Source organism: Streptomyces sp. MspMP-M5 (assembly GCF_000373585.1).
GTDB lineage: Bacteria > Actinomycetota > Actinomycetes > Streptomycetales > Streptomycetaceae > Streptomyces.
The window spans coordinates 67787-89388 of sequence record NZ_KB891940.1 but is presented as its reverse complement, the minus strand read 5'-3'; the positions used below and the strand labels follow the sequence as shown (position 1 = coordinate 89388).

Below are 21602 nucleotides of genomic sequence, written 5' to 3'. Positions count from 1 at the left end.
TGTGTCCGCTTTAAGGGATGTTGCCGGGATCGCTTGCGTCGATTAAGAATCCCGGGCAGGGCGGGGGAATTCCGGGCAGTTCCGGTCAGCGGAACGCCGAAGGCAACCGAAAGACGTTCGAGGCGAGGCAGACCATGGACGCTCCGACCACCACGTCGGCCGATAGCGGCTCTTCTGGCGGCAGCAGTGGCGAGTGGGGTTGGTTCACTCCGTCCGCGAAGAAATCCTCCGGAGACCAGCCGGACCGGAACGACGGCCAGGACGGCCAGGACCGGCAGCGGGCGCCGCAGGGCGACCATGACGAACCGGGCGGGCACGCCGAAACGGACCGGATACCCAGCCGCCCCGTCAACCCGATACGCCCGGTGGGCACCGCCGCCGAACGGGGGCGCGAGCAGGAGCCGCAACGGGTGCCGCGGCAGGGCCCGCAGCCGGGGCAGGAGGCACTCGGCCGGTCCGGCGCCGGCCCCGCCGAGCGGCCCGCGCCCGCCGCCCCGCAGGCCGCCGCCCCCCAGGCCGGCACCGAGCCGGAACCGGTCCACGAGCCGGCCGCGCGGACCCCGTTCGACGCCTTCGGCCTCGTCGGCCCGGTCACCCCGCCCGCCGACTCCGCCCCGTCCGCTCCCCCCGCCCCGTCCGCTCCTTCTGGCCCAGCGGCCCACGAGGGAGCGTCGGCTCCGGCCCGTCCCTTCGTCCCCGCGGCCTCACCCGCACCACGTACACAGCCCGCACAAGCCGCACCGTCCGCACCGCCGGCCCCTCCGCCAGCCACAGCACCGCCCGCCCCTCCAGCAGCCACAGCCACAGCCACGCCGGCCCCGCCCGCCCCGGCGGCCTCGCTCGCCGCACTGGCAGCATCCGGCCCGCCCGAGGCGGCGGCCTCTCCCGACGCGGTGCTCATCCGCCGCACCATGGCCGAGGTCGAGCCGGTGGCGGACCGGGTCACCTCGTACTTCTACGCGCTGCTGTTCGTCCAGCATCCCGAGCTGCGGGCGCTGTTCCCCGCCTCGATGGACGCCCAGCGCGACCGGCTCTTCAAGGCGCTGCTCACCGCCGCCCAGCACGTCGACAACTCCGAGGTGCTCGGCCAGTACCTCTCCCAACTCGGCCGCGGACACCGCAAGTACGGCACCCAGCCCGACCACTACCCGGCGGTCGGCGAGTGCCTGATGAGCGCGCTGGCCCGTTATGCCACGTCCAGCTGGGGCCGGGAAACCGAGGACGCGTGGGTGCGCGCGTACACCCGGATCTCGCAGATCATGATCGACGCGGCGGCGGAGAACGAGGCCGTCGCCCCGGCCTGGTGGCAGGCCGAGGTCGTCTCGCACGAGCTGCGCACCTCCGACACCGCGGTGGTGACGGTCCGCCCCGACCAGCCGTACCCGTTCCGCGCCGGCCAGTACACCAGCCTGGAGACCCCGTGGTGGCCGCGGGTCTGGCGGCACTACTCCTTCGCTGCCGCCCCCCGTTCCGACGGCCTGCTCTCCTTCCACGTGAAGGCGGTCCCGGCCGGCTGGGTCTCCAACGCGCTGGTGCACCGCGCCCGGCCCGGCGACGTGCTGCGGCTCGGCGCGCCGACCGGGTCGATGACCGTCGACCACTCCGCCGGCAACGGCCTGCTGTGCGTCGGCGGCGGCACCGGCATCGCGCCGATCAAGGCGCTGGTCGAGGACATCGCGGGCCACGGCGCCCAGCGTCCGGTGGACGTCTTCTACGGGGCCCGCAGCGACCACGACCTGTACGACATCGACACCATGCTGCGGCTGGAGCAGACCCATCCCTGGCTCACCGTCCGCCCGGTCGTCGCCGTCGGGCCGGGCGATCGGGGCGGGCCCGGCACGGTGACCGGTCAACTCCCCGACGCGGTCCGGAAGTACGGCCCGTACCGCGAGTACGACGCGTATCTGTCGGGTCCGCCGGGTCTGATCCGCAGCGGTGTGGAGGCCCTGATGGGAGTCGGTGTCCCGGCCGAGCGGATACGGCACGACTCCATCGAAGAGCTGGTATCGACGGGAGACTGAAGTCTTGGCAGCAGAAGGCGAATACGGCCTGACGAGGGAGGGACGGGGCCTGCGTCTGCCGGCGGAGCGGCCCGGGAGCGACGGTGAGCACCTGGTGCAGCAGAGACTCGGGACGACCGGGCGCGCCGACCGCTTCTACGCGGACCAGGTCCTGGACCACCTCAATGTGCGGATGCAGGAGTTCGTCGCCCGGCAGGAGATGTTCTTCCTGGCCACGGCGGACCGGCACGGCGAGTGCGACGCCACCTTCCGCGCCGGGCCGACCGGGTTCGTGCAGGTGCTGGGCGACCGGCTGCTGGCGTACCCGGAGTACCGCGGCAACGGCGTCATGGCGTCCGTCGGCAACCTCTCCGAGAACCCCCGGCTGGGCATCCTCATGATCGACTTCACCCGCGACCGGATCGGGCTGCACATCAACGGTCGGGCCCGGGTGGTGCTGGACGAGGAGATGCGGGCCTACTACCCGGGCCTTCCGGTGGACCCGGTGCCCGGGCGGCGGGCCCAGCTGTGGGTGGCGGTCGAGGTCGAGGAGGCGTACATCCACTGCTCCAAGCACATCCCGCATCTGCAGAAGGTGCCGGCGGACGAGCGCGGCGCCCGGGCCTGGGGCAGCGACGACTTCAAGCGCAAGGGCGGCGACTTCTTCGGGGCGGCCGCCGAGGCGGCGCAGCGGCAGCCCTTCCGGCGCCCCCGGCACACCGACGAGCATCTGCGCGGCGGGCTGCACGAGGACGCGCCGGAGCACCGGTACGGGGCCGAACCGGCGCAGGTGCCCGGTCCGCGGCGGCATGCGCGGGACACCGTGGCGGCGGAGCTCAACGGGGAGTTCCTCGACCGGGTCGAGCAGGTGCTGGCACGTGCCCGGCCGCGCCGCGCCGCCGAGGACGCCCCGGAGTTCCGCGGCTGGTTCGATCGGCGCGACGGCTGACGCCGGGGCTTCAGCCCAGGTCGGGGGCGTGCATCGCGCGCACGCCCTCGATGTTGCCGTCGAGGTAGTGCCGCAGGGACAGCGGGACGACCTCGACCGAGGCGATCCCGACCCGGGTGAAGGGCACCCGCACGATCTCGTACTCGCCGCACGGCTCCTCGACCTCGGGGCCGTGCCGGCGGGAGGGATCCATCGAGTCCAGCCGGCAGACGAAGAAGTGCTGCACCTTGACGCCGTCCACCCCGCCGTCGGTGATGTGCTCGACGGTGTCGACGAAGACCGGCACCACATCGGTGACCTTGGCGCCCAGCTCCTCGTCCAACTCGCGGTGCAGGGCCTCGATGACCGTGGCGTCCCCCGGCTCCACGCCGCCGCCCGGAGTGATCCAGTACGGGGCCCGGCCCGGCTTGGTGCGCTTGATCAGGATGAGATCCGCTCCGTCGAGCAGAATCGCGCGGGCGGTGCGTTTGACGACTGGCCGTACGGTCATAGGGGACAGATGCCGCGGTCACGGCCTGGTGAAACCCCTGGCCCAGGGCTTGCGTCACCAGCCCGCCGCGGTGCGCAGCAGCCACTCATGGGCCCGCGCGATGTGCGGCAGCCCCAGCGTCCCGGTGCGTACGGCCAGGAAGTAGGTGCGCAGCGGGGGCACCGGGGGGTCGAGCAGGGCGACCACCGTGCCGCACTCCAGCGCCCCGGCGCACAGGTAGCGGGGCAGCACGGCCAGTCCCGCGCCGGCCGTGACGCAGGACAGCACGGCCCGCAGATCGCCGGTGACGACCGTGGCCGGGGCAGTGGGCTTGGCGTCGAAGACGGCGGACCAGTAGCGGGCGATCAACGGCAGGCTCTCGTGGACCTCGACCAGCGGGACCGGGTCGAGTACCCGGACGCCGCGGGCCTGGAGGGCGCCGGGACCGCCCAGGCGGGCCAGCCAGTGGGGCGCGGCGACCAGTACGTGTTCCTCGTCGCAGAGCGGGGTGGCGGTGAGCAGTCCGCCGCGCGGCTGGGTGGTGGTGACGGTCAGATCGTGGTGGCCGGCGGCCAGGCCGTCCAGCAGCTCGTCGGCGTCGCCGAAGGCAGTGCGTATGGACAGGCCCTGGGTGATCAGCGGGCTCAGCGCGGGTAAGGCGCGTTCGGCGGTGAACTCCGGGGGGCCGCCGAGATGGAGCGTGCGGGTCGGGGAGTCCTGGTCCAGGCCGGCCTCGGTGATCTCGGTGAGGGCGTCGAGATGGGGCGCGACCTTGTGGGCGAGCTCGTCGCCGAAGGTGGTGGCGGTGACCCCGCGGGCGCAGCGGACGAAGAGAGGGCGGCCCAACCGGCGTTCCAGCGTGCGTATTTGGCTGGTCACCGCGGGCTGGGAGAGCCCGAGCAGCGCCGCGGCCCGGGTGAAGGAGCCGGCTCGGTGGACCGTGACGAAGGTACGCAGCAGTGCCAGATCCATCGCGTACCTCCTGCGGCCCCTCGGAAGCCTGGTCGCGGGCCAACTATAAATTTGTCGATAGGACTGTGTCGCTAGCGTGATTGGACACTGACGCTGAGTCAACTAGCCTTGATGAAGCGGTTCGTTTCACGTGAAACATCGGTCTGTGAAACGTCCGGACCGGACTCACGGGAACCGCCGGCCGGCAGGGTGACGAGGGGGGATACCCTGCCGGCCGTTTCCGCGCCGCGGAGGTGCGGCGCGCGGCCAGGATCTACGGCTTCGCCGTGTCCAGTGCGCGCAGGACATCGGCGATCAGATCCGCCGGCTCCTCGACGCCGACGGAGAAACGGATGAAGCCCTCCGGCACGTCGTCGCCGCCCCAGCGGGCGCGCCGCTCGGCCGTGGACCGTACGCCGCCGAAGCTGGTCGCGTCGTCCACCAGCGTCAGCGCGGCCAGGAACCGCTCCGCATACGCCTTGTCCGGGAGGACGAAGGACACCACACAGCCGAAGCGGCCGGGGCGCATCTGCCGGACGGCGAGCGGATGCGACGGGTCCGACGGCAGGCCGGGGTGGCGCAGCCCGGTCACCTCGGGGCGCTCGGCCAGCGCGGTGGCCAGCGCCAGCGCCCCCTCCGCCTGCTGGCGGACGCGCAGCGCCAGGGTGGCCAGCGAACGGTGGGCGAGCCAGCTCTCCATGGGGCCGGGGATCGCGCCGACCGTCTTGCGCCACAGGCGGACGCCGTCGGCCAGCGCCCCGTCCCGGGTGGCGGCGTAGCCGAGCAGGACATCGCCGTGACCGGTCAGCGCCTTGGTGCCGCTGGCGACCGAGAAGTCCGCGCCCAGGTCCAGCGGGCGCTGGCCGAGCGGGGTCGCGAGGGTGTTGTCCACGGCGACCAGCGCACCGCGGGCGTGTGCCGCGTCGGCCAGCCGCCGGATGTCGCAGACGTCGAGGCCCGGGTTGGCGGGGGTCTCGATCCACAGCATCCGGGCGCCGTCGAGGACGCCCAGCTGGGCGTCGCCGGCGGTGGGCGCCGAGCGGACCTCGATGTCGTAGCTCTCCAGCCGGGTGCGGACGGCGGGCAGGAGCTGATAGCCGTCGTCCGGCAGCACCACCGCGTCGCCGGCGCGCAGTTGGGAGAAGAGCACGGCGGTGACGGCCGCCATTCCGGAGGCGAAGGTGACGGTGTGCGCGGGCTCGTCCGGTGACTCCAGCTCGCTGATGGCGGCTTCCAGCCGGCTCCAGGTGGGGTTGGTGTCGCGGCCGTAGGTGTACGGGCCGGTGGCCTCGCCGGGGAGGTGGTAGTGGGCGGCGAAGACCGGTCCGGGGAGGGCCGGTTCATGGGCTTCCGGTTCCGGCAGCCCGGCCCGCACCACACGGGTGCCGTCGCCGGTCATGCGCTCTCCTTGTGGTGGGGGCGGTGCAGGCCCGGCCGGGGCTCGGCGGGGCCGGGCGCGTCGGAGGTGACCTCGGCGCGGACCGCCTCCAGGAGGCCGTCGCAGGCCGCCTCGATCATCTCCAGACACTCCTCGAAACCGGCGAAGCCGCCGTAGTACGGGTCCGGCACATCGAGCTCGGCGGGGTCAGCGGCCGGTCCGGTGCCGCAGTTGTACGTGCGCAGCAGCCGGACCTTGGCGGCGTCCTCGGGCGTCGGGGCCAGCCGGCGGAGTTCGCGCAGATGGCCCGCGTCCAGCGCGATGACCAGGTCGCGGCGGGCGAACCATGAGGCGCGGAACTGGCGGGCGGTGTGCGCGGTCGGGTAGCCGCCGGCGCGCAGGACGGCGACGGTGCGGGGGTCGGCTCCGTCGCCCTCGTGCCAGCCGCCGGTGCCGGCGCTGTCGATCTCGACCAGGGCGTCGAGTCCGTCCTCGGTGATCCGGGCGCGGAAGACGGACTCGGCCATCGGCGAGCGGCATATGTTGCCGGTGCAGACGAAGCAGACGCGGTAGCGGGTGGTCAAGCGTCAGTCCTTGTCGGGAAGGACGATGTGCATCGCCCACGAGACGATGGAGATGATCACGCCGCCGACCACTGCCGTCCAGAAGCCGTCCACGTGGAAGGCGAGGTCGGCCTTGCCGGCGAGCCAGGAGGTCAGCAGCAGCATCAGCGCGTTCACGACCAGCGTGATCAGGCCGAGGGTGAGCAGGAACAGGGGGAAGGAGAGCACCTTGACCACGGGCTTGACCAGGAAGTTCACCAGCCCGAAGATCAGCGCGACCAGGATCAGGGTGAGCACCTTGCGGCCGGTGTTCTCACCGGTGAGCGTGATGCCGTTCAGGAGCCAGATGGCCACGGCCAGGGCCGCGGCATTGGCGAGCGTCTTGACCAGGAAATGCTTCATGGTGAGATCGTCGCAGACGACTGGTGACCGGTGAGAGGTGCGAACGGGATGAAGGCTTTCCGACTGGATGATCTGGAAGCGGAACGGGTCGCGAACGACGGCGCGTATCTGCAGTTCCTCCGGGAACGCACCATGTCGGTGGGGCTGTACGGGCTGGACGCCGGGAGCGTCGACCCGCAGCAGCCGCACCAGCAGGACGAGGTGTATCTGGTGGTGAGCGGCCGCGGGGCGATCACGGTGGGCACGGAGACGGAGTCGGTGGCCCGCGGCAGCGTGGTCTACGTGCCCGCCGGTGTGCCCCACAAGTTCCACCACATCAGCGAGGACCTCCGGGTCGTGGTGGTGTTCTCTCCGCCTGAGAGCTGAGCCCCGACCCCCGGAACCCGTAGGGGTCGGCTCAGGGGCGAGCCCGGGCTGTCGGGCCCCCGCGGCGGCCTTCGGCGCCCTAGCATCGTTGGTGTACAGGGGGACCGGAGACGCGGCGCGACGGACGCGATACGCGGACGGTGCCACCGGAGCGGCAGAGACCGACAAGAGCGCGACAGACAGAAAGCAGGGCAGAGCAGTGGCTGGTAAGGGGATACTCGCAGGGCTTCCGTGGTGGGTCGTCTGGGTCGTGGTGCCCGTCATCCTCCTCGTCGTCTTCGGCGGACTGATCGCCAGCGCGGTCGGCTTCCTGATCAGCCTGCTCTTCAAGCTGCTGATCGCGGCGGCCCTGATCGCCGGTGTCATCTATCTCGTGCGGAGGTTCACCGGTTCCGGCTCCTCGTCCTCGTCGAAGAGCGACTGGTAGGCCGAGCTCCGACCGACCGGCACTGTCCGATCCGCACCGTCCGAAGACGCCCTGCCCCCACCCGGGAGCAGGGCGTCCGGCGTTCCGCGCCCCGCCGACACTCCCGTCGCGGGGAGTCGAACGGGGATCGGAAAGCGGCCCCGCCCGGGGTTTTGGCCCCGCCGGCGGCCAGGGCGTTCCGCTCGCTCACCACGAGTGTGTACCTTGCTCCGTAGCGTCATCGGGCGCGGGTAAGCGCCAAAGTGCCGATGGGCTCCCGGACTTAGGGCCTCCGTTCCGGGCCACCCGGGTTGCAGTGCCGACGCAGGCGTCTTCCGGATGTTGACGTTCCGGAAAACACCGGTGATCGGGCCGGGCGTCGGGTGGGACGTTCTGGGAGGCGCGCGGTCGCGGGAGCGGGGCCCGTGGCCGGAGCCGCCGGAGCATGGTGCTTGGACCTGGGGGTTGCGTTGGCGATCGGCAACGGCGAATCCGGCTCGCACCCCACCCTGATCGGTTCCGTACAACGGGCCCTGCGGCTCCTGGAGGCGGTGGCCGCGCATATCGACGGGGCGCCCGCCAAGCAACTGGCCCGGGAAGCCCAGCTTCCGCTTCCCGCCACCTACCACCTGCTGCGCACGCTGACCCACGAGGGCTATCTGCGCCGGGAGAGCGGCGTCTTCGTGATCGGGGAGGGGGCCGAGTCGATCGGCCGGGCCGGGGCCCGGCAGCGGCAGCGCCGTCAGCTGGCCGACGTACTGGCCGTGGCGGGCCGCGAAGTGGGCGCGGCCGTCTACTTCGCCGTCTACCGCGAGGGCGAGGTGGAGGTGGTCGCGATGACCGACGACCCGGCTCGGCCGCCCGTCGAGGAGTGGGCCGACTTCCGTTCCACCGCGCATGCCCACGCCATTGGCCAGTGCCTTCTGGCGCAGCTCGACGAGGTCACCCGCAAGGAACATCTCGCCCGTTATCCGGTGCAGTCCATGACGCCTTTTTCGGTGCGCTCCGAGGGTGACCTGCTCCATCGGCTGGCTACGGTGCGTCGCGGTCAGGTCGCCTTCGATCGTCAGGAATATGCCCTTGGCACGGTCTGCTCGGCGATCCCCCTCCGCGTCGGGTCGGCCGCCGCCACGCTGGCGGTGTCTCTGCCCGCTGAGGAAGTGCATCGATTGCAGGCAGTTACGGCTCGACTACGGAAAATGGCGGAGGCGGCACTAACGACACTCGCCTTCTCTATCAGTATCTGAAAACTCACTCCTTGTGATCTGCCTGCCTGTGACCGACGATGGCGTGAACAGGGCTTCCGGGGATGATTCCCGGCCATCTCCGATCAAGTGCGGGGCAGTGGTTGATGAACGACACGGTTCAGGCAGAAGTGATCATGAGCTTCCTCGTCTCGGAGGAGCTCGCCTTCCGGATTCCGGTGGAGCTGGACTTCGACAGCGCCGACCCCTACGCCGTCCGGCTCACCTTCGACCTTCCCGGCGACGCGCCCGTGACCTGGGTGTTCGGCCGTGAGCTGCTGCTGGACGGGCTGAGCGGGCCGGCCGGCGAGGGCGACGTCCGGGTCGAGCCGGCCTCCCCCGACCACCTCAGCGATGTCTACATCAGCCTCCAGGTCGGTGCCGAGCGGGCTCTGTTCCGCGCCAGTGCACCACCGCTGATCGCCTTCCTGGACCGCACCGACCGGATCGTTCCGCTCGGCAAGGAGGAGGTCTGCGACACCCTGGAGGCCGCGCTGGACCGGATCCTGACGGAGGCCCCGGCCGGCTGACCCCACGGGCCACCGAGCACAGGCCACCGACCCCCGGTCACCGGACGACGGCCCAGTTCACCCCCCACCCGCTCCACCCGCGCCGCCGGCCGCCCCTGTCCTGCTGCCCCAACGCCCGCTGCCCACCTGCCACTTCAGTCGCCCGCAGTTTCCCCGCCCCGGCCCGGTCCGCCGTTCCTCCGCGCTGCCCGCGGGCGCGCTCAGCGCTTACGGCGCCGTCCGTGCGCCGCGCGCCGACCTCCTCGTCCACTGGTGGCGGGCGCCCGCCCCGCCGCACCCGGCACCGGGCGGTCCGCCGAGACCACCAGCGCAGCCAGCAGCGTGGTCACCGGCACCGAGGCGACCAGCCCGATGCTGCCCACGAGGGTGCGGACGATCTCTTCCGCGACCACCTCGCTGCCGGCCACCGTGGCGACGCTGCTCTGCGCGATCGAGAACAGCAGAAGCAGCGGCAGCGCGGCGCCCGCGTAGGCCATGACGAGGGTGTTCACCACGGACGCGATGTGGTCCCGCCCGATCCGCATCGCCGCGCCGTACAGCTTCCGCCAACCCGCCGTCGGATCGGCCTCCTTCAGCTCCCAGACCGCGGCTGTCTGGGTCACCGTCACATCGTCGAGCACCCCCAGCGAGCCGATGATGATCCCCGCCAGCAGCAGCCCGCGGATCTCGATGTCCGGGTACAGCCCGTGCACCAGACCGGTGGTGTCGTCCGTGTTGCCGGTCAGCAGTGCCCAGCCGGTGAACACCGAGCCCAGCAGCCCGATGAGCAGCAGCGAGGCGAGGGTGCCGAGCACGGCTACGGACGTACGGGCCGTCAGCCCGTGGCACATGTAGAGCGCGATCAGCATGATCGCGCTGCCGCCGACCACCGCGACCAGCAGCGGATCGGAGCCCTGGAGGATCGCCGGAAGGATGAACAGCGTCAGCACCCCGAAGCTGGCCACCAGCGCCACCAGCGCCAGCACCCCGCGCAGCCGCCCGACGATCACCACCGCAAAGGCGAAGATCGCAGCCAGCACCCACATCGGCACCGTGCGGTCGACGTCCGTGACCGCGTACTGCAGGTCCTTGGGCGCTTTGGGGGCGTAGGACACGACCACGCTCTGCCCGGTCGTGTACTGCCGCAGGGAGTCCGGCGTCACCACCGTCCGGAAGGTGCGGCCCGCGTTCTTCCCCGTGGTGACCTCGACCGTCGCCTGCTGGCAGGGCTTGCCCCGGGCCGCTCCCCCGGTCGGCGGCCCGCCTCCGGGCCCGGCGGGCTGCGGCTGCTTCTCGGCGTGCACCGCTGCGCAGTCCACCTCCTCGACCTTGACGATCCGGGCCTGCTCCGTGGGCTGGTCGAAGCCCACACCGGACGGCTTGTGCGGTGGCGCGCCGCCGGGCCACAGCACGATCAGGCCGACCGCCACCGCGGCCGCGAACGGGATCAGGACGGCGGCGATGACCTTGCGCAGATGCCGGGAGACGGGCGCGGCCGGCCCATGGCTGTGCGCATGCGAGTGCGTGGGAGCGGCAGAAGGCGCGGCGTCGGGAGAGCTCACCGCCCGATCATCGCAAGAAGCGCTAGAAGCGGTGGGCCCCCTGTTCACACCGCGACCCCGGCCGCTACCGTGGTGCCACCTTTGCAATCGCGGGAGCTCGGAGCACCGGGCTGAGAGGGCGCTGACCTCCGTCCCGGCGGTGTTTCACGTGAAACACCGCACGACGGAAGCCGCTGCGTCGACCGCCGAACCTGTTACCGGGTAATGCCGGCGTAGGGAGTTGAGTCTTTATGACTCTGCAGGATGCACGCACGCCTGAAAACGGCTCGGCCGACGGCGAACGGCCGCAGGTCGGCTGGCACAAGGGCTATGTCTCCGGATCGCGCCCGGACCTCCGGGTCCCGGTCCGGCGGGTGCACCTCACCAATGGCAAGGACGTGACGCTCTACGACACGTCAGGGCCGTACACCGACCCTCAGATCGAAACCGACGTCCGCCGCGGTCTGGCACCGCTGCGGGAGAACTGGATCATCGCCCGGGGCGACACCGAGGAGTACGCGGGCCGCCCGATGCGCCCCGAGGACGACGGGATCAAGCACACCTCACCGCGCGGTGGCCTCCGGAACCTCGACGCGGTCTTCCCCGGCCGCCCCCGCCAGCCGCGCCGCGGCCGGGGCGGTGCCGCGGTCACCCAGCTCGCCTACGCCCAGCGCGGCGAGATCACCGCGGAGATGGAGTACGTCGCCGTCCGCGAGAACGTCTCCCCCGAGTTCGTGCGGGACGAGATCGCAGCCGGCCGTGCGGTGCTGCCGGCCAACATCAACCACCCGGAGATCGAGCCGATGATCATCGGCAAGAACTTCCTGGTGAAGGTGAACGCCAACATCGGCAATTCCGCGGTCACTTCCTCGATCGAGGAGGAGGTGGAGAAGATGACCTGGGCGACCCGCTGGGGTGCCGACACGGTCATGGACCTCTCCACCGGCCGCAACATCCACACCACCCGCGAGTGGGTGCTGCGCAACTCCCCCGTCCCGATCGGCACCGTCCCCCTCTACCAGGCACTGGAGAAGGTCGACGGCAAGGCCGAGGAGCTGACCTGGGAGATCTACAAGGACACCGTCATCGAGCAGGCCGAACAGGGCGTCGACTACATGACGGTGCACGCCGGCGTGCTGCTCCGCTACGTCCCGCTCACCGCCAACCGCAAGACCGGCATCGTCTCCCGCGGCGGCTCGATCATGGCGGCCTGGTGCCTGGCGCACCATCAGGAGTCCTTCCTCTACGAGAACTTCGAGGAACTCTGCGACATCCTCGCCAGTTACGACGTCACCTTCTCGCTCGGTGACGGGCTGCGTCCCGGCTCCATCGCGGATGCCAACGACGAGGCGCAGTTCGCCGAGTTGCGGACCCTCGGCGAACTGAACACCATCGCCAAGCGGCACGGTGTGCAGACCATGATCGAGGGCCCGGGGCATGTCCCGATGCACAAGATCAAGGAGAACATCGACCTCCAGCAGGAGATCTGCGAGGAGGCCCCGTTCTACACGCTCGGCCCGCTCACCACGGATATCGCCCCCGCCTACGACCACATCACCTCCGGCATCGGCGCCGCGATGATCGCCTGGTGGGGCACCGCGATGCTCTGCTACGTCACGCCCAAGGAGCACCTGGGCCTCCCGGACCGCGACGACGTCAAGACCGGCGTCATCACGTACAAGATCGCGGCCCATGCGGCGGACCTCGCCAAGGGACACCCGGGCGCCCAGGAATGGGACGACGCGCTCTCCGACGCCCGCTTCGAGTTCCGCTGGGAGGACCAGTTCAACCTGGCCCTCGACCCGGACACCGCGCGTGCTTTCCACGACGAGACGCTGCCCGCCGAGCCGGCCAAGACGGCCCACTTCTGCTCGATGTGCGGGCCGAAGTTCTGCTCGATGAAGATCAGCCGAAGCATCAACGAGCAGTTCGGCGGCGCGGAGGGCGCGACTCCCGAGGAGGTTCGCGCCGGCATGCTGGAGAAGTCCAAGGAGTTCGCGGCCGCGGGGAACAGGGTCTACCTGCCGCTCGCCGACTCCTGACGCCGGCCGAGGACGTACAAGCGCCGCCCGGGGCATGCGCTCCCCGGAGCGGCGCTTGCCGTGCGCGTAGGCGACCACCGTGACGTGGCACAACTGCGCGCCATGGACGTCGACTTGAAGGATCTAGACCGCCCCGAGGCGGAAGACGTCGCCGACGACGGGGAGGGGCGGGAGGTGGTTGGGGAGCTGGTAGTTGTGGTCGTCTGCCCGGGCGGGGGCGGCGGGGACGATGAACCCAAGGGTGAGCAGCGCGCTGGCTGCTGCGATGGTCGCGATATGGCGCAGACGCGTCACGGGGTGCCTCTCCTTAGCGGAACTTGTCGCCGACCGGCTTCACTGGCCCGTCGGTCGCTGGGTGCCATGAATGGAGAGAGATTCCCTGATCATCGGATTAACTAATCGATCGTCAGGTGTGGTCACCCTTATGGCACTCCCGGAGCCCGGAGACGCGCGGTCGGCGCGCCTCCGGGCTCCGGGTGCCGCGTCCCTGCCCCGGCCGGTCTCCCCTACTCCGGCCGGTCCTCCGAGCTCCCGTAGTCCGGGCTGGAGTAGCGCGGACGGTAGGGGGAGGTGCCGGTGTCGGGGCTGGAGAACCGGGGGCGGGTGTAGCCGAGGGTGGGGGTGCGGCGCTCGGGCGCCGGCACGGGGCGGGGGACGTACCGCACCGGATCGTCCGCGGGGTCGGCCGACGGATCGGCCAGCGCCTCCCGGAGAAAGGGCAGCAGCCCGCGGTCCAGGAGTGCCTGCCGCCAGGCTTCGTGGGCGGTGGCCAGCGCGGCGGCCCGTTCCTCGGGCGCGGTGTCCCGGGAGACGCCGTTGCGCAGTGCGGTGACGACCACGCAGCCCATCCCGACCAGCGCGCCCGCGGCGGCCAGCGCCGCGAAGACCCAGCCGACACTGATCAGCGGCCGGGAGACGGCCGGATCCGGGTCGACGGCGCGCAGTACATAGCCGATGACGAGGAAGAGGATGGCCGCGATCCCGGCGAGCACCGGGATGAGGACGGTGGCCATCGCGGCAAGGCCGAAGCCGGCCGCTCCGGCGTCCGGGTCGGCGTCCACGGTGGCCGGTCCGAGCCGCTCGTCAGAGGTCTGGTCCGCTGACGGACCGCCCCTGCCGGTGCCCGTCCCGGTGGGCGCCGGGGCGCGCAGGGCAGCGCGCAGCTCTATGTAGCGCTGGTATTCGGCCGTCGCGCAGGCGGCGATCGCGCTGGTCGCGCTGAGCGCCATCGTGCGCAACTGCTCGGTGCTGAGCCGGTTTTCGGTGCCGGCAGAGAGGTCGTCCGGTTCGTGGGCGGCGGTACGCAGCGCCTCATCGAGGATGCGCGCGAAGTCCGCGCGGTCCTCGTTCAGCAGGTGCGGAGCGCTGTTCATGTGGATCCCCCGATGCTCCGTAGGGCCGTACGGGCCGGCCAGAGCCGGGCGCCGGGCGGAAACGGAGGAGAGCCTGCTACGGATAGACCGATGGTAGAGCGCCTGCGGCGCGGGGTGACAGAGAGTTTGCGGAATTTGCGAGAGTCCGCGACCGGATTCCGTCCTGTCAGATCACCCGACTGGGCGGATCCCGTACGTCCGACGAAGTGTCACCCCACGAGGGGGAGTTGGCAGACCAGCAGCTTTCCGGCCATCGTGATACCGCCGTCCATCGCGATCGCCAGGCCGTCCGCGTAGACGTGCGGCCCGTCCACCGCGATCCCCTCGCCCTCGCCGTCCTCCGCGCCGACCTCGCCCAGCAGATACGGGATCGGGCTGTGGCCGTGTACGACGCGGTGGCCGCCGTAGGCGTCGAGCAGTTCGCGGACCGCCTGCGCACCGGCGGTCTCGTCACGGAAGGCGAACCGCTTGGTGAACTTCCGGAAGAGGTCCCAGACTTCGTCGGCTTCGCTGCGCGTCAGCACCTCGTGGACGGTGTCGTTGACCGCCTCGATGGAGTCGCCGTATTCGAGGTAGGCGGTGGTGTCGGAGTGCACGAGCAGATGCCCGTCCTCCTCCATGACGGCGTCCAGGCGGGCCATCCACTGGAGGTGGTGGTCCTGCAGCCGGTCCATGTCGGTCTTCTGCCCGCCGTTGAGGAGCCAGGCCGCCTGGAAGGAGGCGGTGCCCGCGCCGGACTGTACGGGGGTGTCGCCGAACCGCTTGGCACCCAGGAGCAGCAGCTCGTGGTTGCCCATCAGGGCCTTGCAGTAGCCGCCGGCCGCCGCGGCCTCGGCGGAGAGCTGCATGACCAGGTCGATGACGCCGATGCCGTCCGGGCCGCGGTCGGTGAAGTCGCCGAGGAACCAGAGCCGGGCGTTGCCCGCCGCCCAGGTGCCGTCGGCGTCGATCAGTCCCTCGGCCTCCAGCGCGGCGCGCAGTTCGTCGTAGTAGCCGTGGACGTCGCCGACGACGTACAGCGGGCCCAGGCCGTCGGGGGCGGGGCCCGGCTCCGGGACCGGCACCACGGACGGGTGGTCGACGAGGGTGTCCGTACGGCCGATGACCGGCAGGTCGCGGGCGGTCGGGGTGTACTCCTCCGGCAGCTGCACCGGGGGTGCGGCCGGGGGCGGGACCGGCGGTGCGGCCGGCGCGTCGAGCGGCTGCCCGACCGGCGGGCCGGCGGGCGCTCCGGGCGGCGGAACGGACGCCGGAGGTTGTGTCGCCATGGTCCACACCATGGGTCCCTGACTGGCCCCCTGAGTCATCGACCCCTCCACCGTTGCGCCGCCGTGCACCTGTCGGACCTTTGCCTGGTCGACGGCGGTCCGCGGTGTCGTGCGCCCATCATAGGAACGCCGCTCTCGGGTTGTGACGCACCCGGGGGTGATCAATCCCGCGAAGCTCGGCGTTCACGATGGTTTTCTCCCGGGATCGCCCTGTTTTTTCCACGGCGGAGTGGGCGCCCGGAGCGTGCGGGTACGCCCGGCCCGCCGTGCCGGCGGCACGGTCAGTCGCCGGCCGGGCCACGCGGCGGGCTGACGGTCGTCCGCGGGGAGCGGCGCTGGGAGGAGGTGCGCACGATCAGGTCGGTCGGTATCACCTGCTCGACGGGGCAGCTGCCGTCGAGCCCCTCGATCGCGTCGATCAGGATCTGCACCACGGCGGTGCCGATCCGCCGGGGCTTGAGCGAGAGCGTGGTGATCGGCGGATCGGTGGTGGCGTAGACGGTGGACTCGCTGCAGCAGACCAGCAGCAGGTCGTCCGGCACGCGCAGGCCGTAGCGCCGGGCGGCGGCGAGCAGGTCGGTGCCGTTGGGGTCGAAGAGGCCGTAGACCGCGTCGGGCCGGTCCGGGCGGGCCAGCAGTCGGTCCGCGGCCACCGCGCCGGCGCGCGGGTCGTAGGCGGGATAGGACTCGTAGACCGGCGTCTGGCCCACCCGCTCGCACCAGTTGAGGTACGCGGTGGTCGACAACCGGGTGTAGGTGTCGGTGGTGGTGCCGGTGAGCAGTCCGATGCGGCGGGCACCGGCCTCGGCGAGGTGGTCGAGCAGCCCGAGGACGGCCGCTTCGTGGTCGTTGTCGACCCAGCCGGTGACGGGCAGGGAGCCGCCGGGGCGGCCGTCGGAGACGACGGGGATGCCGTGCCGGACCAGCTCGGTGACGACGGGGTCGCCGTCGGCCGGGTCGATGACCACGGTGCCGTCGAGGGCGACGTTGGACCAGACGTCGTGGCGGGAGGTCGCGGGCAGGATGACCAGCGCGTATCCGCGGGCGAGCGCGGCGGAGGTGGCGGCTCTGGCCATCTCGCCGAAGTACGCGAACTCGGTGAAGGTGAAAGGTTCATCCCCGTAGGTGGTCACGGTCAGACCGATGAGGCCCGACTTGCCGGTACGGAGTGTGCGGGCGGCGGCGGACGGGCGGTAGCCCAGCCGATCGGCCACCTCGCGGACGTGGCTACGGGTGGCATCCGGAAGCCGGCCCTTGCCGTTGAGCGCGTCGGAGACGGTCGTGATCGATACACCGGCTGCGGCGGCCACGTCCCGGATACCCGCGCGTCCCAGTCGGCGACCGGTCGACCGGCCCACCTAGTGCTTCCCTGCTGCTGTCATGGCGAGCCGATAGTAGGGCTCGGTACAGCCATTCGCGGGGGAGCGACGACGGGCGCAAGAAGACACGTTTCTGCATGGTGATGACCCCTCAATTTCCTTGAAATGTAAGGAACTTCGCCGCTTTATTGATCATTCTGCGGGAGGGAGTGGTGCCTCGCCTGGTGATCCGCCCAGGTCTCGAAGAGGTCTCAAGTCACCTTGACGAGGGATGCGCGCCACGGAGCGAGCCACCGGCGCATGGTGCGTCGGACAGCGCGCCCCCGGGATGCGCGCCCGGCGCCCGCGACGGCGGATGCCGCGCGAAGGCGTCCTCTCGGGGCCTGCCGCTGGGCGGGGCAATCCTCATAAGGTGTGCAGTATTGGAGTCGAGAGGGATGGTTGAGGAGGACCTGCGGTGAGCGAGAAGACCCCGAGGCTGCGTGCTGCGCTGGACGGCATCCCCACCTACAAGCCGGGCCGGCCGGCGGCGGCCGACGGCCCGGTCGCCTACAAGCTGTCCTCCAACGAGAACCCCTATCCGCCGCTGCCGGGCGTCCTGGAGAGCGCGGTGGCGGCCGCCGGCTCGTTCAACCGCTACCCCGACATGGCGTGTACGGGACTGATGGCGGAGCTGGCCGACCGGTTCTCGGTGCCGGTGGAGCACCTGGCGACCGGCACCGGGTCGGTCGGGGTGGCCCAGCAGCTGGTCCAGTCGACGGCCGGCCCCGGGGACGAAGTGATCTACGCCTGGCGGTCGTTCGAGGCGTACCCGATCGTCACCCAGGTCTCCGGCGCGGCGTCCGTGCAGGTGCCGCTCACCTCCGGTGAGGTGCACGACCTTGAGGCGATGCTGGCCGCGATCACCGACCGGACCCGGCTGATCTTCGTCTGCAACCCCAACAACCCCACCGGCACCGTGGTGCGCCGTGCGGAGCTGGAGTCCTTCTTGGACCGGGTGCCGGACGATGTGCTGGTGGTGCTGGACGAGGCGTACCGCGAGTTCATCCGTGACGCCGATGTGCCGGACGGGATCGAGCTCTACCGCGACCGTCCCAACGTGTGCGTGCTGCGCACCTTCTCCAAGGCGTACGGACTGGCCGGGCTGCGGGTCGGCTTCGCGGTGGCGCACCCGGAGGTGGCCGCCGCGCTGCGCAAGACGGCGGTGCCGTTCGGCGTGAGCCAGCTCGCCCAGGAGGCCGCGGTGGCGTCGCTGCGCAGCGAGCCGGCGCTGCTGGAGCGGGTGGACGCGCTGGTCGCCGAGCGGACGCGGGTGTTCGACGCGCTGGTGGCGCAGGGCTGGACCGTCCCGGCGTCGGAGGCGAACTTCGTCTGGCTGCGGCTGGGGGACCGGACCACCGAGTTCGCCGAGGCGTGCGAGCGGGCCGGGGTGGTCGTGCGGCCGTTCGCGGGCGAGGGGGTGCGGGTGACGATCGGGGAGAAGCCGGCGATGGACCTGTTCCTGCAGGCCGCGGAGGAGTTCCGCAAGGCGCGGTAGCCGGTTTCCGGTCCGCCGGGGATGTGGTGTCCCCGTGCGGTGGTGTGCTCCGAGGCCGCGGGTCCCCACGGATCCGCGGCCTCGGCCGTTCGCGGCCTCAGGCCGGCTGTACGTGGACGGCGTCGCCGGCGCGGACGGTGGCCAGGGCCCGCGGGTCGCCGTCGATGCGGCCCAGGACGTTGCAGGGCGAGGCGAGCCGGGACTCGGCGCCGCGGGATATCGGGGTGGGGCCGTAGGGGAGTGCGAGGGCGTTGCCCTCGGTCCAGAAGGCGACCGTGCCCGGTTCGACGTCCTGGCGGGCGTCGGCCTCCAGGGCGGGGGTGAGCCCGGTGTCGAAGTAGACCTCCTCGCCCCAGGTGTGGGCGGTGGCCTGGAGCGGCAGGGCGGCGAGGAGTGCGGTGGCGGTCGGGGGTCCAGTGTGGCGGTGAGGTGCCCGGCGGGCCAGGAGATGCGGATCTTCATGGCGCCGACTTCAACAATATGTTGAAGTCACTGGGAAGGGTGCGCACATAACCTCGACATAAAGGGTGCGCGGGCCATGGATTCGAGCGTGACGGCAGTCACGTACCCCCCTTTCCCTAAGGCGTGAGGCCATGGGAGATAATGCTTGTGAATGTGAACGCGTTCACAAGCTCGCGTCCTGGTGTGTGCCGTTTTGCGTCGCACAAAAGGGACATGTGGGCTCCGTGAGCGGCGACGCAAGGACGTAAGGAGGCCGCGACGTGGAACTGGCGTTGGCGCCGGAGACTATGGCGCGATGGCAATTCGGCATCACGACCGTCTACCACTTCCTGTTCGTTCCCTTGACGATCTCCCTGGCCGCTCTGGTGGCCGGACTGGAGACCGCATGGGTGCGCACGGGTAAGCACAGGTATCTCAAGGCCACCAAGTTCTGGGGCAAGCTGTTCCTGATCAATATCGCGATGGGTGTCGTCACCGGCATCGTCCAGGAATTCCAGTTCGGTATGAACTGGTCGGACTACTCGCGGTTCGTCGGGGACATCTTCGGTGCGCCGCTCGCCTTCGAGGCCCTGATCGCGTTCTTCTTCGAGTCGACCTTCATCGGGCTGTGGATCTTCGGCTGGGACAAGCTGCCGAAGAAGCTCCACTGCTTCTGCATGTGGATGGTCTCGATCGGCACCGTGCTCTCCGCGTACTTCATCCTCGCGGCCAACTCCTGGATGCAGCACCCGGTCGGCTACAAGATCAACCACGCCACCGGGCGGGCCGAACTGACCGACTTCTGGAAGGTGTTGACCCAGGACACCACCCTGGTCGTCGTCTTCCACACCCTCACCGCGGCCTTCCTGACCGGTGCCGCGTTCATGGTCGGCGTCTCCGCGTACCACCTGATGCGCAAGAAGCACATCAAGGTCATGCGGACGTCGCTGCGGCTCGGGCTGGTCACGCTGGTGGTCGCGGGGCTGCTCACCGCGGTCAGCGGCGACTCGCTCGGCAAGGTCATGTTCAAGCAGCAGCCGATGAAGATGGCCTCGGCCGAGGCGCTGTGGGACAAGGCCGCGCCGGCGCCGTTCTCGGTCTTCTCGTACGGCGACGTCGCCAAGGGGCACAACAAGGTCGCCATCGAGATACCGGGTCTGCTCTCCTTCCTCGCGCACAACGACTTCTCCTCGCCGGTCCCCGGCATCAACGACGTCAACAAGTCCGAGCAGCAGAAGTTCGGGCCCGGCGACTACCGGCCGAACATCCCGGTCACCTACTGGGGCTTCCGCTGGATGATCGGCTTCGGGATGACGTCGTTCGTCATCGGTCTGGCCGGACTGTGGCTCACCCGCAAGAAGTTCTGGCTGGCGCCCCGGCTGCGGACCGGTGACGACGAGGCGCCGCACCTCGCGCTCACCAAGAACAGGACGCTGAGCGACCGGCTGAGCAAGTGGTACTGGCGGCTGGCGTTCGTCACCCTCGGCTTCCCGCTGATCGCCAACTCGTGGGGCTGGATCTTCACCGAGATGGGCCGCCAGCCCTGGGTCGTCTACGGCGTGCTGCGCACCCGGGACGCGGTCTCGCCGGGAGTCTCGCAGGGCGAGGTGATCACGTCGCTGGTCGTCTTCACCATGCTCTACGCGATCCTCGCCGTCATCGAGGTGAGGCTGCTGGCCAAGTACATCAAGGCCGGACCCCAGGAACTCTCCGACTCCGACCTCAACCCACCCACCAAGATCGGTGGCGACTCCACCGACGCCGACCGGCCGATGGCCTTCTCGTACTAGGAGGCGACCATGCAACTCCATGACGTCTGGTTCGTCATCATCGCCTTCCTGTGGACCGGGTACTTCTTCCTGGAAGGCTTCGACTTCGGGATCGGCGTGCTCACCAAGCTGCTCGCCCGGGACCGGAACGAGAAGCGGGTGCTGATCAACACCATCGGGCCGGTCTGGGACGGCAACGAGGTCTGGCTGCTCAGCGCGGGCGGCGCGACCTTCGCCGCCTTCCCGGAGTGGTACGCCACCCTCTTCTCCGGCTTCTATCTGCCGCTGCTGCTGATCCTGGTCTGCCTGATCGTCCGCGGTGTCGCGTTCGAGTACCGCGTGAAGCGGCCCGAGGAGCGCTGGCAGCGCAACTGGGAGCACGCGATCTTCTGGACCTCGCTGCTGCCCGCGGTGCTGTGGGGCGTGGCCTTCGGCAACATCGTCCGCGGCGTGCAGATCGATGCGCACAAGGAGTACGTCGGCGGCCTGCTCGACCTGTTCAACCCGTACGCCCTCCTCGGCGGCCTGGTCACGCTGTCGCTCTTCACCTTCCATGGCGCGGTGTTCGCGTCGCTGAAGACCGTGGGCGACATCCGGGAACGGGCGCGCCGGACGGCGGGCTTCCTCGGGCTGATCACCGCCGTGCTCGCGGTCGGGTTCCTGGGCTGGACCCAGGCCGACAAGGGGGACGGCACCAGCCTGGTCGCCATGATCGTCGCGGTGCTGGCGCTGGTCGCCGCGCTCGGGGCCAACAAACTCGGGCGGGAGGGCTGGGCCTTCGCCTTCTCCGGGATCACCATCGTGGCGGCGGTCGCCATGCTGTTCCTGACGCTCTTCCCGAACGTCATGCCGTCCACGCTGAACGAGAGCTGGAGCCTCACGGTCAGCAACGCCTCGTCCAGCCCCTACACCCTGAAGATCATGACGTGGTGCGCCGGGATCGCCGCGCCCATCGTGATGCTCTACCAAGGGTGGACCTACTGGGTGTTCCGCAAGCGGATCGGCACCCAGCACCTCGCCGAAAGCCACTAGCCGAGACCCGTCCCGCCAGGGCGGGGCTCGGGAGAACGGAAGG

Annotated in this window: 20 protein-coding genes, 1 pseudogene and 1 riboswitch; of the genes and pseudogenes, 10 read left to right on the top strand and 11 right to left on the bottom strand. The window is 70.6% G+C overall.

The features are described from left to right. Positions 1-134 precede the first annotated feature (134 nt). The gene (locus B073_RS0134535; protein ID WP_018542639.1) at positions 135-2021 is read left to right on the top strand and encodes a globin domain-containing protein; all 1887 of its coding nucleotides are present in this window, start codon (positions 135-137) and stop codon (positions 2019-2021) included. 94 nt (positions 2022-2115) lie between these two features. Then, positions 2116-2949 carry a pyridoxamine 5'-phosphate oxidase family protein gene (locus tag B073_RS0134530; RefSeq protein ID WP_018542638.1) on the top strand — a complete coding sequence of 278 codons (834 nt, stop codon included), beginning with the start codon at positions 2116-2118 and terminating at the stop codon, positions 2947-2949. A 10-nt stretch (positions 2950-2959) separates the two neighbouring features. Here B073_RS0134530 and B073_RS0134525 read toward each other — a convergent pair whose 3' ends face one another. The 5 genes from B073_RS0134525 to B073_RS0134505 all read right to left on the bottom strand — a co-directional run bounded on the left by B073_RS0134525 (position 2960) and on the right by B073_RS0134505 (position 6712). Then, positions 2960-3439: an NUDIX domain-containing protein gene (locus B073_RS0134525; RefSeq protein ID WP_018542637.1), complete on the bottom strand. Its 480-nt coding sequence runs from the start codon at positions 3437-3439 to the stop codon at positions 2960-2962. 54 nt (positions 3440-3493) lie between these two features. After that, a complete protein-coding gene (locus tag B073_RS0134520; RefSeq protein ID WP_018542636.1) occupies positions 3494-4390 on the bottom strand; it encodes a LysR family transcriptional regulator in 897 nt (298 codons plus the stop codon). A gap of 253 nt (positions 4391-4643) precedes the next feature. Continuing rightward, on the bottom strand, positions 4644-5768 hold the full coding sequence (locus tag B073_RS0134515; RefSeq protein WP_018542635.1) for a cystathionine gamma-lyase: 1125 nt from the start codon (positions 5766-5768) through the stop codon (positions 4644-4646). Then, positions 5765-6331 (bottom strand): low molecular weight protein-tyrosine-phosphatase, encoded by a 567-nt coding sequence (locus B073_RS0134510; RefSeq protein WP_018542634.1) that lies wholly within the window; start codon positions 6329-6331, stop codon positions 5765-5767. The genes B073_RS0134515 and B073_RS0134510 overlap by 4 nt, the downstream gene beginning before the upstream one ends. A gap of 3 nt (positions 6332-6334) precedes the next feature. After that, complete coding sequence (locus B073_RS0134505; protein WP_018542633.1) at positions 6335-6712, bottom strand: phage holin family protein; 378 nt, start codon at positions 6710-6712, stop codon at positions 6335-6337. A 48-nt stretch (positions 6713-6760) separates the two neighbouring features. On the opposite strand from B073_RS0134505, the gene B073_RS0134500 reads away from it, so the two are divergent. The 4 genes from B073_RS0134500 (at position 6761) to B073_RS0134485 (ending at position 9258) form a co-directional block, all read left to right on the top strand. Further along, positions 6761-7078, top strand: a complete 318-nt coding sequence (locus tag B073_RS0134500) for a cupin domain-containing protein (RefSeq protein WP_018542632.1) — start codon at positions 6761-6763, stop codon at positions 7076-7078. 199 nt (positions 7079-7277) lie between these two features. Then, positions 7278-7505 (top strand): DUF5326 family protein, encoded by a 228-nt coding sequence (locus tag B073_RS46925; RefSeq protein ID WP_026247999.1) that lies wholly within the window; start codon positions 7278-7280, stop codon positions 7503-7505. 449 nt (positions 7506-7954) lie between these two features. Beyond that, positions 7955-8731, top strand: coding sequence for an IclR family transcriptional regulator (locus B073_RS0134490; RefSeq protein ID WP_026247998.1), 777 nt, complete (start codon positions 7955-7957; stop codon positions 8729-8731). A gap of 104 nt (positions 8732-8835) precedes the next feature. Then, positions 8836-9258 (top strand): SsgA family sporulation/cell division regulator, encoded by a 423-nt coding sequence (locus B073_RS0134485; protein WP_078508335.1) that lies wholly within the window; start codon positions 8836-8838, stop codon positions 9256-9258. Between the two features lie 200 nt (positions 9259-9458). Here B073_RS0134485 and B073_RS0134480 read toward each other — a convergent pair whose 3' ends face one another. Beyond that, the gene (locus tag B073_RS0134480) at positions 9459-10799 is read right to left on the bottom strand and encodes a YibE/F family protein (RefSeq protein WP_018542628.1); all 1341 of its coding nucleotides are present in this window, start codon (positions 10797-10799) and stop codon (positions 9459-9461) included. A gap of 79 nt (positions 10800-10878) precedes the next feature. Continuing rightward, positions 10879-11035: riboswitch (TPP riboswitch) on the top strand. Here B073_RS0134480 and thiC point away from each other — a divergent pair. Continuing rightward, the gene (gene thiC / locus B073_RS0134475) at positions 11030-12820 is read left to right on the top strand and encodes a phosphomethylpyrimidine synthase ThiC (RefSeq protein WP_018542627.1); all 1791 of its coding nucleotides are present in this window, start codon (positions 11030-11032) and stop codon (positions 12818-12820) included. It overlaps the preceding riboswitch by 6 nt. A 123-nt stretch (positions 12821-12943) precedes the next feature. On the opposite strand, the gene B073_RS46920 is transcribed toward thiC, so the two are convergent. The 4 genes from B073_RS46920 to B073_RS0134455 all read right to left on the bottom strand — a co-directional run bounded on the left by B073_RS46920 (position 12944) and on the right by B073_RS0134455 (position 16819). Further along, complete coding sequence (locus tag B073_RS46920; protein WP_018542626.1) at positions 12944-13114, bottom strand: hypothetical protein; 171 nt, start codon at positions 13112-13114, stop codon at positions 12944-12946. Between the two features lie 212 nt (positions 13115-13326). Then, positions 13327-14193 (bottom strand): hypothetical protein, encoded by an 867-nt coding sequence (locus tag B073_RS0134465; protein ID WP_018542625.1) that lies wholly within the window; start codon positions 14191-14193, stop codon positions 13327-13329. Between the two features lie 209 nt (positions 14194-14402). Then, entirely contained in the window at positions 14403-15473 is a 1071-nt protein-coding gene (locus B073_RS0134460) for a metallophosphoesterase (protein WP_018542624.1), read from the bottom strand. A gap of 269 nt (positions 15474-15742) precedes the next feature. Further along, complete coding sequence (locus tag B073_RS0134455) at positions 15743-16819, bottom strand: LacI family DNA-binding transcriptional regulator (RefSeq protein ID WP_018542623.1); 1077 nt, start codon at positions 16817-16819, stop codon at positions 15743-15745. 418 nt (positions 16820-17237) lie between these two features. On the opposite strand from B073_RS0134455, the gene hisC reads away from it, so the two are divergent. Then, positions 17238-18317 (top strand): histidinol-phosphate transaminase, encoded by a 1080-nt coding sequence (hisC, locus tag B073_RS0134450; RefSeq protein ID WP_018542622.1) that lies wholly within the window; start codon positions 17238-17240, stop codon positions 18315-18317. 97 nt (positions 18318-18414) lie between these two features. Here hisC and B073_RS44845 read toward each other — a convergent pair. Then, positions 18415-18779, bottom strand: a pseudogene (locus tag B073_RS44845) (cyclophilin-like fold protein). 260 nt (positions 18780-19039) lie between these two features. On the opposite strand from B073_RS44845, the gene B073_RS0134445 reads away from it, so the two are divergent. Both B073_RS0134445 and cydB read left to right on the top strand, forming a co-directional pair. Next, positions 19040-20548: a cytochrome ubiquinol oxidase subunit I gene (locus B073_RS0134445; protein ID WP_018542621.1), complete on the top strand. Its 1509-nt coding sequence runs from the start codon at positions 19040-19042 to the stop codon at positions 20546-20548. A gap of 9 nt (positions 20549-20557) precedes the next feature. Continuing rightward, positions 20558-21559 (top strand): cytochrome d ubiquinol oxidase subunit II, encoded by a 1002-nt coding sequence (cydB, locus tag B073_RS0134440; RefSeq protein WP_018542620.1) that lies wholly within the window; start codon positions 20558-20560, stop codon positions 21557-21559. Positions 21560-21602 lie beyond the last annotated feature (43 nt).